The following is a 12755-nucleotide window of genomic DNA, read 5'->3' as shown; positions in this document are numbered from 1 at the left end:
ATTAACTTGTGCCTTGAGGTCATGAATGGAACATCTCCCCTCGCTGTCATCCCTGCGCAGTTTCGAAGCGGCTGCCAAACATCAAAGCTTTACGCTTGCCGCGGAAGAGCTGCACATGACACAAAGCGCGATCAGCCGCATGGTGCGCGAGCTTGAAGCCACCATCGGCGTCACCCTATTTCGCCCCGCCGGGCGCGGTGTGGCGCTGACCGATGCCGGGCGCGCGCTGGCGGATCAGCTGCATGGCGATCTTGACCGGCTGCGCGGTACGATCCGCAATGCCAGCGCAGCGGGGGATACAAGGCGTTTGCTTTCGATCGGGACCCTGCCGACCTTTGGCTCACGCTGGCTGGCCCCGCGCCTGACCCGGTTTCGCGCCAGCCACCCGCAGGTGGAATTTGCCCTGCACAGCCACCCGGCCCCCTTTGATCTGATTGGCGAAGGGGTTGATATCGCCATCCATTTTGGCCGCAAGGAATGGGTTGACGGCACCCTGACCGAGCTCTGCCCCGAAGATCTGGTCGCCGTCGCCTCGCCCCTTATGGCGGATCGCCACGAGGTCACGCAGCCCACGGGCCTTGCCCGCCTGCCGCTCTTGCATCTCTCGACCCGGCCCAATGCCTGGCGGGTCTATTTCGACGCGCTTGGCCTGCCCTTGGATACGGTCCGCCAGGGCACCTTGTTCGATCAGTTTTCAGCGATGATTTCCGCCGCGATCCACGGGCTGGGCGCAGCCATTGTGCCCAGTTATCTGATCGAGGCCGAACTGGCCCAGGGCACGCTGGTCATTCTGGGCCGCCCCGCCTGCGAGGATGATCGTTATTACGTCGTCACCCCACGCGGCGTCGCCAACCCGCTCGCCGCGCAATTCCGAGACTGGCTGGTGGCCGAGGCCCGCGCCTCAACGCGCAAACGGATGCAGTTTCGGGGGTAGGTTTACTTCGGATACTGCGCTATTTTCTTGACACAAAAAATCTACTTTGATTGCCAGCAATTCTTGCTTAAGTAGTTTATAGAAAATTTCTATTCGTAAAACCCCAATTCACCAGAAACCTTAAAGAGGATCCAATGATTATTCCTGGAACTAATGGTAATGACGTCATTCTTGGTGAAGACACGTCTGATTTCATCTTGGGCTACGAAGGTAACGACACAATAAATGGTGGCGACGGAAACGACAACTTACGGGGTGGAATCGGTGCCGATTGGTTGATTGGCGGTGACGGTTTTGATCGCGCGGACTACCGCGACAGCACTTCAGGTATAACAATTCAATTCTCACCCCACGGGTGGGCCACCGGCAGCGGCGGAACGGCAGAAGGCGATTATCTACAAGAAATTGAGGCTGTAATAGGCAGCAGCTACAATGATAAAGTAGAAGGATGGCTTGGTGGAGATACCTTTTTCCACATTTCCGGAAATGACGAGTTCTTTACAACGAATGGCAAGATTGACTTTGAGTTGGCAACTGAAGCTTCCAATGGAGTGGGTGTCATCGTTAATCTTGGCCATAGTTCCGTGAACGCAGTTATGACAACTTTCACCGAAACGCACGTCACGGTGCTTGGCCACACAAATAGGCTTTTTATGGAACAAGCCGTTGACGCTGGAGCTTCCTCCGTCCGAATGATCGGTGTAGTTGACGTCGACGGGACACAAAACTCAGATTGGATTGCCGCAGATCTAAATGACAACATTTTAGATGGTCATGGCGGAAATGATTACCTTTTTGGAGGAAGGGGCAAGGACGTTATCTACGGAGGAGATGGGGATGACAGTATTGTTGGAGGAAATGAAGTCGATTCAGTTTTAGGCGATGACGATACCCTTTATGGGGAAAACGGCGACGACACAATCTTTGGAGGCGTCGGAAATGATCTACTTCGCGGAGATGCCGGATACGACAGCTTAGATGGCGGCTCTGGCCTGGATACCCTCAGAGGCGGAGACGAGAATGATACTCTTCACGGTGGGACTGGCTCTGACCGCCTATACGGAGATGACGGGGACGATGTTATGTTCGGAGGAAATGACTTAGATATCGATTACCTCATCGGGGGTGCTGGAGCAGACACTTTCCTTTTCTCTAATACAACTGGGAGAGATAGGATACTGGACTTTGAAACAGGCATAGACAGAATCGACTTGAGTGATGTTTCGAGCTTGAACAATTTCTCAGATGTGCTTGCAGCCGCCTCAAATACATCCAACGGTCACGTCAAAATCGACTTTGGTGGCGGAAACCTTGTGTACATCTATGACGCTTCAATCGCAGACCTAAACGCGAACGACTTTGTTTTTTAGGAACCAATACTTCTGAAAGATGTCTGCCCATTGTGCACCGATCTAACGTGCGTTCCTCTTCACATTATAATCCCAGGTTAAATCACTATTTATACATTAACAAAAAGCCCCCCAGCCAAAGCCGGGGGGCCTATCCTTCTCAATCAGCCTCAGGCAAAGAGCCATGGCCATGCCCGGCCATTCCGCCTGACACTTCTTCGGTCGCCTCACCAGCCAACTCTTCGGGCAGGATCAGGTTCAGCACGATGGCGATAAAGGCGGCGGGCAGGATGCCCGAGGTCGCCAGCACCTTGATCGTGCCTGGCAGGTGCTGCAACGCGCCCGGCTCAAGCTGAAGGCCCAGACCCAGCGACAGCGAAATCGCAAAGATCACCATGTTGCGGCGGTTCCAATCCACGTCGCTCAGCATTGAGATACCGGCCGCGACCACCATGCCGAACATGACGATCACACCGCCGCCCAGCACTTCGATCGGGATCGAGGAGATCACCGCGCCAACCTTGGGGATCAGCCCGCAGATGATCAGGAACACCGCACCAATGGTCACCACATGGCGGCTCATCACGCCGGTCATGGCGATCAATCCGACATTCTGGCTGAACGAGGTATTGGGCAGCGCACCAAACAAACCCGACACCGCCGTGCCGATACCATCGGCAAAGGTCGCGCCCTGGATCTCTTTATCCGTGGCCTCACGCCCGGCGCCCCCTTTGGTGATGCCCGACACGTCGCCCACGGTCTCAACCGCCGAGACAAAGGACATCAGGCAGAAACCGATGATCGCCGCGACCGAGAATTCCAGACCGAAATGCAGCGGGTTTGGCAGGGCAAAGCTGGCCGCGCGACCGACATTGCCCAGATTGACCTCGCCCAGCACAAAGGCAAAGGCATAACCGGCGATCAAACCGATCAGCACGGCAGAGACCGACAACATCCCCTTGGCATAGAATTTCAGGCCCAGTGTCACCAGGATCACCACTGCGGCCATCGCCCAGTTGATCAGCGAGCCATATTCCGGCTTGCCAATCGCGGGCACGCCCCCGGCGGCATATTGGATGCCGACCTTGACCAGCGCCAGACCAATCATCGTCACCACAAGGCCCGTGACCAGCGGCGGCAGTGCAAAGCGGATCTTGCCGATGAACAGGCCCAGAATGGCGTGGAAAATCCCGCCGACCAGAATGCCGCCCATCAGCACCGCCACCGCATCAACGCCTTTCCCGGCGACAAGCGGGATCATCACCGGCAAAAAGGCAAAAGACGTGCCCTGCACAATCGGCAAGCGCGCGCCCACGGGGCCAAAGCCAATGGTCTGAAACAAGGTCGCGATACCGGCAAAGAACATCGACATCTGGATCATATAGATCATCTGAGGGAAGTCCGGGCTGTTCGAGCCGAACCCAAAGCCCGCCGCGCCACAGACGATGATCGCCGGGGTCACGTTTGACACGAACATCGCCAGAATATGCTGGATGCCAAGCGGCACCGCCTTGGCGATGGGTGGGGTGTAATTGGGGTCGCGCAGCTGCTCTGGCGTCCCGATGGATGTATCAGACATGTTTGTCCCTTCCCTGTTGTTTATTATTTGCCAGCTAACGTTCCGGCACCTCGTCACTTGGTGAGATCGTGTAGGGCGCGTCGAACCAGTGTTCTTGCAGGTTCGGACCCGCGCCAATGCGGTCAACCACGGCGAACAGGCCGGGCGCGTGTAGCGGGGTCAGCACCCCGTGCCAGGTGTTTCGGTGGTAATTCACCCCTTGCCCCGGCGCGGTTAGAAAGGCTTGCGGTTGCCCCGGCACACCGCCCGCGTCCTCGGCCACGATGACCAGAAACGGGTCATGGCTCATGGGCAGAAAGGCTTGCGAGCCGTCGGGGTGACGCTCCATCATATCCAGTTGCAAAGGCAGCGCGCGGGGTTCGGCCTGAAACAGGCTGATCCCGGCATGACCATCGGCAAAATCCAACTGCGCCAGATCGTGGAACCGCCCGCATAGGCCCTGATTGATGATCTTATCCGCCGCGCCCTTGGCCTCAAGCACATCGCCAAACGGGGCGAAATCGCGCGCGGTGAGTGGTTTGATCACGACCTCGCTCATGCGCCCAGCTTCTCTTGCAGGCGCAGTTCGGCGATGCGTTCCACCTGGCGGCAGGCCTCGGCAAACTCGGTCTCGCGGCTCTGGTCAATCCGGCGCTCAAAGGCGGCCAGGATCGACGCCTTGTCATGATCGCGCACCGCAATGATGAAAGGGAAGCCGAATTTGGCGGTGTAATCATCGTTAAGCTGGGTAAAGCGCGCCCGTTCCGCATCGGTCAGCGCATCAAGCCCCGCCGAGGCCTGCTCGGCTGTGCTTTCATCGGTCAACCGCTTGGCCTGCGCCAGCTTGCCCGCCAAATCCGGGTGTGCGTTTAACACCGCCAGCCGCTGCGCTTCATCCGCAGACCGGAACACCCGGCACATCAGGTTATGCACCCCGGCGGCACAATCATGGGTCGGCCCCTTTTCCAGAGCGCAGGCCCCTTCGGCCACCCAAGCACTATGTTCAAAGATCCCGCCGAATTCAGCGACAAACTCAGCCGAACTCATCTCCGACGGCATCATCCCCGCTAAGGGCGGATGTTCTGCCGCCCAGTGATCGGCGATCTGCTCGCGGGTGGCAAACCAAACGCCCTCATGCCCGCGCATATAATCCAGCACCCGTTTCAGCGCCTGCGCCCGACCGGGCCGCCCCATCAACCGGCAATGCAGGCCAATCGACAGCATCTTGGGCGCGCCCTCAACCCCTTCGGCATAAAGACAGTCAAAACTGTCCTTCAGATAGCTTTCAAACTGGTCACCAGTGGTAAACCCGGCCTGGATGGCAAAGCGCATATCGTTGCAATCCATGGTATAAGGCACGATCAACTGATCCTTGCCCCCGGCCTTGACCCAATAGGGCAGATCATCGCCGTAACTATCCGCGATATAGGCGAAATCGCCCTCTTCTGCGGCCAGATCGACGGTGTTCATCGAACAGCGCCCTGTGTACCAGCCGCGCGGCGCGCTGCCGGTCACTTCAGCATGCAGGCAGATCGCCTCCCGGATCTGGGCGCGCTCCTCTTCGGGCGACATATCCTTGTGCTCGATCCATTTCAGCCCGTGGCTGGCAATCTCCCAGCCCGCCGCCTTCATCGCCGCCACCTGCTGGGGCGCACGCGCAAGGGCCGTGGTCACCCCGTAGACCGTAACCGGCAGGTCGCTCATCAACCGATGCAAGCGCCAAAACCCGGCCCGCGACCCGTATTCATAGATCGTTTCCATGTTCCAATGCCGCTGCCCCGGCCAGGGCTGCGCACCGGTGATCTCGGACAAAAACGCCTCGGATGCCGCATCCCCATGCAGGATGTTATTTTCGCCACCTTCTTCGTAATTCAGCACGATCTGCACGGCGATCTTGGCCCCGTTGGGCCAATTGGCATGGGGGGGCGTGGCCCCATAGCCCGTCATATTTCTAGGGTAATTGGACAAGCGCTTATCCTTCTGGTCTTTTTCGGCAGTATACCGAAAGACCCTCCCCCATTTTCAAATAATTCCGAAAGGAATTTCTGAGGTGGATAATCGTGGCCTGACCGATCAGGCAGGTATGCCACCCGTTGCCATTGCTTAAAACTTCGGCAAGTGACTGAAATTTTCAGCAAATCCGGAAACGCGGCGCATCAGTCGCCAGCGTCAAAACCGGTTCAGAACAGGCTTAGAACCGGGCCCCTGCAAGCAAGGGCCCGGAAAGTCACGCCCCGGCCTGATATTGCGGGCAAGAGGCCAGAAACTCGCCATAGGCCTTATGACTGGGATAGCTGAACTGTTCCGCAAGCGGGTTGCCCCTTTTGCGTTTGCTTGCACCCATATCGGCCAGCAGCTCGTCGAAATGTTTGAAATGGAACGGGGCCGAGCACAGCCCGCCATAGATCTGCGCCGCCGGGCGCTCTTTGCGTTTCCAGTTCAACATCATCTCGATATTGTCGGTCATCTCGGCCTCAGAGGGCTGGCGTTCCAACTGCCCATCCATGTAGCGCACCAGCCAATTGGCGATCATCTCGGCGCTGAGCACGGTGCAAAAGGACGAATTGAACCCGACAAAGCCCATATCCGGCAGATCCGGATTCACCGCGATGCGATAGACCCGATATTGCCCGTCCGGCTCGACCAGCTTTTGCTGGTATTCATCCGGCAAGTAAGGCACGCCCAGCTTCCACCCCACGGCCAAAATCGAGGTATCCGCCTCGACCCGCTCACCACCGGTCATGATGATGGTCTTGCCGTCATAGCGCTCAAACGTGCCCTGAATATTCTTGATCTTGCCCGCCTTCAGCGCCTCAAACAGGCCCGGCGTCACGATGGGCACCGAACAGGACACATCCTTTTCAATCGGGATCTTGGGAACCATCCCGTATTTTTTGAGCCCCAGCTGAGTCTTCAGCAGCGCCTCAAGCCCACGGAAATTGGCCCAGACCAAGGGTTTCAGCACCGCCGCCACCACGCGTTGCAAGGGCGATTTGCCCCAGGCGTTGAACTGCTGTTCCTGCGCCCGCATGTAAAGCAGCCGCTTAAAGTTGATGCCGCCCACAAAATACGGGATGCGCCAGACCGGCTCCAGATAGACCCAATGCACCGAGCGCGCGCCGCTATTGGCCGCGTTCACCGCAATATCGGTCGCCGATTTCGACCCGCCCAGCACAACAACCCGTTTGCCTTTGATCATCGACGGATCGGTATATTCCGAGGAATGCATCACCTCGCCCCCCGCCTGGACAAAGCCCTCTTGGCCGGGATGCGAGATGATGTTCTTGTCCGAGAACTGGCCCGTGCAGACGGCGACAAAATCCACGTCCTGCGTGTATTCCTGCCCCGCCTCATCAATCGTCAGGGTCCAGCCACCATCAGTGCGGCGATCCATGCCTTTGATCGTGGTGTTCAGCTTGAACAGCCGCGCCAGATTATGCTTGGCCGCATAGCTGTGCAGATAGGCATGCACCTGCGGGCCTTTGGGCCATTCCGGATACTCCTCGGGCATGGGGTGATCGGTGAAACAGTACAGATCCTTGGGGGATTGCGTCTGCACATCGGGATAGCTGCGCGACAGCTCCCACACCCCGCCAAAATCATGACTGCGCTCAAAGCCCAGCACCCGATGCCCACGTTCATCAAAGGCCTTGGCGGCGGCAAGCCCCGAGACCCCGCCGCCGATCACGGCGACAGTTTTGCGTTTAACCATGGATGTGTCCCCTTACTGCGCGTCAGGCGGGGGCGGCAGAAAATCCACCTCATGCATGGCGGAAAGGCGCACCAATTCCTCGGGGTCCGTCACCCCGTCCAAGGCACCGAACAGGTCAAACAATTTGCGCGAGGGGGCAACACCAAAGACGCAGGTCGCCTCGGCCCCGGACCGGTTGAAAATCCCGTGCTCTTCGCCCATCGGCATGCGGATCACATCACCCGGCCCGGCCTTATGCACCGAAGGCGCGCCTTTGGTATGACCAAATTCGACCTCCAATTCGCCGGTCAGAACGGTGATCCATTCATCCTGTGTCGGGTGAATATGGGGCGGCACAAACGTCTCTGCCGGGATCACCGCATGCCAGATAAAGGCGTTGTTTGACAAAAGTTTCGGCGTGTAGGTATGCCCCACAACATTCCAGGCAATCCCGTCGAGCCCATCGCTCGCTCCGGTTACTCCGGCTCCATCTTTCATTTTCAGACCTCCTTGTTGTTATTGTTTCAAGCCTAAAACATGCATCGGCAAAGCCTTTATCCAAAAAACGAAATCATTTTCGCGCATTTCTGGATTCGCGTGATTCTGTGCTAAGCTCACGCCAATGACCGCGCGCGAGCCCAACGAACCCCTATCCCAGCGCCGCCTTTTTCAGACCACCCAGCTGGACGAGGCGCGCGCCATTGTGGCGGATAAGTTCTGCGATCATCGGCTCGATATCGCCGCGCAAGCTGACCGGTTTGATGCCTGTCATCACCGGGCCGAAGGGCGCGCCACCTCGCTCAACTATATCCGCTACGGGGCGGATGTGCGGATTGCGCCGGGCGAATTACACTCTTTCTATCTGATTCAGATTCCGCTGGCCGGGGCGGCGGAGATCGACAATCACGGCGGTAATGTTCTGACCCACCAGGGCCGCGGCAGCGTGCTGAATCCCCATCGCGAAACCCGGATGCGTTGGCGCGAGGGTTGTACCCAGCTTTTGTTGCAGATCGACACCAGGACCCTGCAACAGGAGGCTGAAACCCTGTTAGGCACGTCGCTAAATGCCCCCGTGACCTTTGAAACCGCCGTGGACGAAACCCGCCCCGCGACCGCCAATTGGGTGCGCAAGCTCAAGACCTGCTTTGGCTTGGCGGAACAGAATGTGGTTTTTGGCGACAGCAATCCGGGCACGCAAATGCGGGTCGAACGCGAGCTGATCGGTGATTTTCTGGCCAGCCAGCCCAGCAATATCTCAAACCTGATCGCCAGCGCTCCGGGCGCGCAGGCCAATCTCTATCTGCGCCGCGCGGTTCAGTTCATTCATGCCAATCTGTCCCTGCCTTTATCGGTCGCCGATATCGCCAGCGCCGCCAATACCACGCCGCGCAATCTGCAACTGCAATTCCAGGCCGAATTTGGCCTGACCCCGATGCGCTATCTGCGTCAAGAACGGCTGGCCCTTGCGCGGCGTCTGATCCTTGAAACCCAGGGCGGCGAAGCGCTTGGCGACATCGCTGACCGCGCCGGATTTTCCCATTTCGGGCGGTTTTCCATCGCCTATCGTCAACAGTTCAACGAAGCCCCCCGCGACACCAAGCTGCGCGCCACGCAGATGCAAGCGGCAGGGCTGGAACAACACTAAGCAGATTCTTGCGCGCTTGACGATTCTCTGCGTCAACCGGGCACAAGCTATAGTTGCTAGACCCCAAACCCCCGCCTAATCTTTCCGCATTACCCAAACGATATTTTTCGCGGTCAGCCTGACTGACCACCCTCAATGCTATTTTCAAAGGAGTTTTGCGATGCCACAATTCCTGTTCGGGTTTTCCACAACGCGAAACCCTTCCGCCATCGCCCCCGCCACACTGAACCAGTTCCATATCCAGCTGAGCGAGAATGATCGCGCGCAAACCCGGATCTGGTCGGGGGCCCATGCGAATTTCGACTCCATCTCGCTGGCCTCCCGCAGTGCTGTGCGCTCGGGCAACCTGACCCCGCCGGGGCTTGCCGCGCTGAAAAACACCCATGCTGAGCTGCTGGAATTCTACCGCCAGCTCCACAGCGAACAAAACCGCGCCTCTTTTCTAGCGCTTGCTGACTGGCTTAACGCCAACGCCCTCTCGCCCCTGTCGCAATCGGAACGGGCGGCGCTGTGGGATGGATTGGCGATGCATCTTTGGGCCACCCATTGGCGCGAGGCGGTTGATACCATTCTGGCGATTATGGTCGCCGACAAAGCGTTGAATTTCTGGCGCGTGGCAACGGCGGGTGATGGCACGCTTTCCCTCGATCAGGAAAGCGACCTGCGCCGGATCCTGCAGGCCCGCGTTGTCCTGCCCCTCAACCAGCGTCGCGCGGTTGACGACCCGGAGGGGGATAGCCTCAGCCCCGGTCAATTCCGCCTGCTCGACAATGCCCAGACCAGCATTGTCACCAATAGCCGCATTGACCGTCTGGAAGACGCGCGCTCGCAGATCGAGGATGCGCTGTCGCTGGCCGAGGAAAACCTGGTCCAAACACCACCGCCGGAGTCACGGGAACCAAGACGGCCCGACTTGCCCTTTCGCAGCGATGATGACCCGGATCTGACCACCCCGCGCCGCCGCAAAACGCTTAGCCTGATCGAGCGGCGCAAACTGCTGATCACCGATATTCATGACCGGCTCAGCGACGCCCCCACTCGTGAGGTCTTTGACCAGTTCCGCACCGGCACCGATGAGCCCGAGGACACGCTGGACAAGATCGAAGATGAGATTGCCACACTCACCGACACTGCCCCGCCCCGCATCCTTTATGTCTCTCACAGCGCCTTTGCCGCCTTTGGTGCGCAGTTCACAATTGAAGAACGCCTGCCCGCCGGGGCCATCCTCATCGCCCTGCGCCCGGCCAGTGGCGGTGGGCATCATGTCTATCTGACCCGTTTTCGCGATTCCTCACTGGCACCGCTGGATGTCATCGCCGGCACACTCTCCGCCCGGCAGGACCGGCAGACCATCACCGCCGCCCCCCTGGCAGATGCCACACAAGGTTTTGAAACCTTCCGCCTCAGCACCACCCCGATCAGCGAACCCTTTGTCGATATAGACCTGACCCTGCAATCCGCCGCCCTTGGCGCCACGCCCCACACGCTCGACCGATTCCGCCTGTTCCCGGACCAGCCCTTTAGTGCAATCGAAACCCTGTCCGAGATCGTCGACACCGATGACGATCCCGAACCGCCCATCCACGGCGTCACCCGTCTGGGCCTGATCGATTACCGCCGCGTCGAACAAGAGCTGAGCTGCTATGTCACCGGCGAAATCTCGCATGTGGAAAACATCCTTGCCTCGGCTTTCAAGGAACGGGTGTCGCGCAGCCTGTCGATGATCGAAAGCGAACAAGAGGTCACCCAGGAACGTGCCTCGGAATATCAGAGCGAGACCGAAACCAGCGAAACCCTGCAAATGCAGACCGAAGCCAGCGAGGTCTTGCGCAACGAAATGGAAACCCAGTTCGAGGTCGGGGCCTCGGTCACAACCGGCTTTGGCAACTCCAACAAATTCTCCGCCGATACCGGGTTTTCCTTTAACACGGTCAGCGCGGGCGAACAAAGCACCAGCGAAGCCATCGAGATCGCCAAATCCGTCACGCGCAGCGTCCAGAGCAAGCTGATGCAAAAGGCCACCAGCCGCCGCCGCTCTCTGTCGCGGCGCGAGTTCGAGGACATCACCAAGAACGGTTTTGACAATCGCAACAACCCCGAACATGTGGTTGGCGTCTATCGCCGTCTCGACATGATCTATAGCCATCGGCTGGTCAATCTGGGCCAGAAAGAGGTGATCGAGCTCAACATTCCCGAACCGGCCCGCGCCTTTATTTTTGCCCTGAATGCCGAGGTCGAAGAGGATGACAAGGTCAAATCGCGCAAACCTCCGCGCCCGAAATCCATCGGGCTGCACGACGCCTCTAGCGTCACAGGCGCGACATGGCGCGATTTTGCCTCTAAATACGAGATCGAACTGCCCCCGCCCCCGCCGCGCAAAATCGTGCTCAGCCGCAGCTTTGCCGAATCCGTGACGGTTATTCAGGAACCACCCGATCCCGACACCTCCGCAGGTCCCAGCCAACGGCCAGGCTTTGGCAAAAGCTACAACGAGATCGTTGTGCCCGATGGCTATGTCGCCAAACGCGCCCGCGCCTTGATGGAATATAGAGGGTGGGCACAAGTAGGTGACGAAATCAATTGGCCTTGGATCGGTGTCACTATTCGCGGCATCAACGCACCATTTCTTGACGAACGCAGCGCCGAAAGCGAGACCCCCGAAGTCCTCCGCGGCGGCCCGCTGACCTTTTCCGGCCCCCTGCCTAACATTCAGGGCACCGTTCCCATCGCTGTCGCGGTATCGGCCGTGTCCGCCTATGCCCTGACCGTCGAGGTCGTATGCAAACGACGGCGCAAAACCTATCGTGACTGGCAGGTGCAGGCCTATACCGCTCTGATGGAGGCCTATCGCGCCCTCAAAGCCACCTATGACGAAGAGGTCGAAGAACAGGAAGAAGACGCCGCCCGCGCCGATCTCAACCCGCGTTTCAAGCGCCGCCATATGGAGCGCGAGATCAAGCGGATCTGCATCGAAATGATGACCAAACCCTTCCCCGAGCTCAAGATCAGCGCCAATCACTACAAACAACAAGATGCAGACAGTTTCCCCAAGCTCAAGCAAAAGCCGAAACTGGATCGCCATGCCGAAGTGGTACGCTTTTTTGAGACCGCCTTTGATTGGGGGATCATGTCCTACATCTTTTACCCGTATTTCTACGGTCCGAAAAAGGATTGGTCGGCCAAGCTTTCTCTCGAAGCGACCCGCAACCAGCTCTTCGCGGCCTTCCTGTCCAGCGGCATGGCGCGGGTGATGTTGCCCGTGCGCGAGGGGATGCAGGATGCGGTGAACTATTTCTTTGCCACCGGTGAGGTCTGGTTTGGCAGCGGCTTTGCGCTTGAGGCCGGGGACAATCACTTTGTCTCTATCGCCGACGAACTATCAGCCAATAAAACCCGCGAAGAGGTTGTCGAGGCCGAATGGGAAACCCGTCTGCCCACCAACCTGACCATCCTGCAATCGGCCAGCTCTGCCCTGATCGAAGACGGCCTTCCCTGCCGGATCGACGAGCATCGGATCGGACGCGGTGCCAGCCGCCTCGCCCCGGTCCTGCCCACAACCGACACCCCGACGGGCTGAG

The 12755-nt window shown here is 58.6% G+C and carries 9 protein-coding genes; 4 read left to right on the top strand and 5 right to left on the bottom strand.

Going from position 1 to position 12755, the window contains the following annotated elements:
* Nucleotides 1-25: 25 nt before the first annotated feature.
* Both CLV87_RS22680 and CLV87_RS22675 read left to right on the top strand, forming a co-directional pair.
* A complete protein-coding gene (locus CLV87_RS22680) occupies nt 26-934 on the top strand; it encodes a LysR substrate-binding domain-containing protein (RefSeq protein ID WP_099249608.1) in 909 nt (302 codons plus the stop codon).
* A gap of 134 nt (nt 935-1068) precedes the next feature.
* Nucleotides 1069-2304 carry a calcium-binding protein gene (locus CLV87_RS22675; protein WP_099249606.1) on the top strand — a complete coding sequence of 412 codons (1236 nt, stop codon included), beginning with the start codon at nt 1069-1071 and terminating at the stop codon, nt 2302-2304.
* A 139-nt stretch (nt 2305-2443) separates the two neighbouring features.
* Here CLV87_RS22675 and CLV87_RS22670 read toward each other — a convergent pair whose 3' ends face one another.
* From CLV87_RS22670 to CLV87_RS22650, 5 genes are all read right to left on the bottom strand, one after another.
* Nucleotides 2444-3862: a uracil-xanthine permease family protein gene (locus tag CLV87_RS22670; RefSeq protein WP_099249604.1), complete on the bottom strand. Its 1419-nt coding sequence runs from the start codon at nt 3860-3862 to the stop codon at nt 2444-2446.
* A 34-nt stretch (nt 3863-3896) separates the two neighbouring features.
* Complete coding sequence (locus CLV87_RS22665) at nt 3897-4400, bottom strand: ureidoglycolate lyase (protein WP_099249602.1); 504 nt, start codon at nt 4398-4400, stop codon at nt 3897-3899.
* Nucleotides 4397-5809 (bottom strand): allantoinase PuuE, encoded by a 1413-nt coding sequence (gene puuE, locus CLV87_RS22660; protein ID WP_235872040.1) that lies wholly within the window; start codon nt 5807-5809, stop codon nt 4397-4399. The genes CLV87_RS22665 and puuE overlap by 4 nt, the downstream gene beginning before the upstream one ends.
* Nucleotides 5810-6068: 259 nt before the next feature.
* The gene (locus CLV87_RS22655; RefSeq protein WP_099249598.1) at nt 6069-7553 is read right to left on the bottom strand and encodes a flavin-containing monooxygenase; all 1485 of its coding nucleotides are present in this window, start codon (nt 7551-7553) and stop codon (nt 6069-6071) included.
* Between the two features lie 12 nt (nt 7554-7565).
* Nucleotides 7566-8030 carry a cupin domain-containing protein gene (locus CLV87_RS22650; protein WP_099249596.1) on the bottom strand — a complete coding sequence of 155 codons (465 nt, stop codon included), beginning with the start codon at nt 8028-8030 and terminating at the stop codon, nt 7566-7568.
* Nucleotides 8031-8154: 124 nt separating this feature from the next.
* Between CLV87_RS22650 and CLV87_RS22645 the strand changes: the two genes are divergently transcribed.
* Together CLV87_RS22645 and CLV87_RS22640 are read left to right on the top strand one after the other, a co-directional pair.
* Nucleotides 8155-9177, top strand: coding sequence for an AraC family transcriptional regulator (locus tag CLV87_RS22645; protein ID WP_099249594.1), 1023 nt, complete (start codon nt 8155-8157; stop codon nt 9175-9177).
* A 160-nt stretch (nt 9178-9337) separates the two neighbouring features.
* Nucleotides 9338-12754 (top strand): hypothetical protein, encoded by a 3417-nt coding sequence (locus CLV87_RS22640; protein ID WP_099249592.1) that lies wholly within the window; start codon nt 9338-9340, stop codon nt 12752-12754.
* The last annotated feature ends 1 nt before the right edge of the window (nt 12755 follow it).

Origin of the sequence: Pelagimonas phthalicica, assembly GCF_004364805.1 — a bacterium.
GTDB classification, from domain to species: Bacteria; Pseudomonadota; Alphaproteobacteria; order Rhodobacterales; family Rhodobacteraceae; genus Pelagimonas; species Pelagimonas phthalicica.
The sequence above is the reverse complement of the archived record's forward strand: the minus strand, read 5'-3'. Positions and strand labels throughout refer to the sequence as shown.

Coding starts and splice junctions, on each gene's coding strand:
- CLV87_RS22680 (WP_099249608.1), top strand. CDS start 26: ATGGAACATCTCCCCTCGCTGTCATCCCTGCGCAGTTTCGAAGCGGCT.
- CLV87_RS22675 (WP_099249606.1), top strand. CDS start 1,069: ATGATTATTCCTGGAACTAATGGTAATGACGTCATTCTTGGTGAAGAC.
- CLV87_RS22670 (WP_099249604.1), bottom strand. CDS start 3,862: ATGTCTGATACATCCATCGGGACGCCAGAGCAGCTGCGCGACCCCAAT.
- CLV87_RS22665 (WP_099249602.1), bottom strand. CDS start 4,400: ATGAGCGAGGTCGTGATCAAACCACTCACCGCGCGCGATTTCGCCCCG.
- CLV87_RS22655 (WP_099249598.1), bottom strand. CDS start 7,553: ATGGTTAAACGCAAAACTGTCGCCGTGATCGGCGGCGGGGTCTCGGGG.
- CLV87_RS22650 (WP_099249596.1), bottom strand. CDS start 8,030: ATGAAAGATGGAGCCGGAGTAACCGGAGCGAGCGATGGGCTCGACGGG.
- CLV87_RS22645 (WP_099249594.1), top strand. CDS start 8,155: ATGACCGCGCGCGAGCCCAACGAACCCCTATCCCAGCGCCGCCTTTTT.
- CLV87_RS22640 (WP_099249592.1), top strand. CDS start 9,338: ATGCCACAATTCCTGTTCGGGTTTTCCACAACGCGAAACCCTTCCGCC.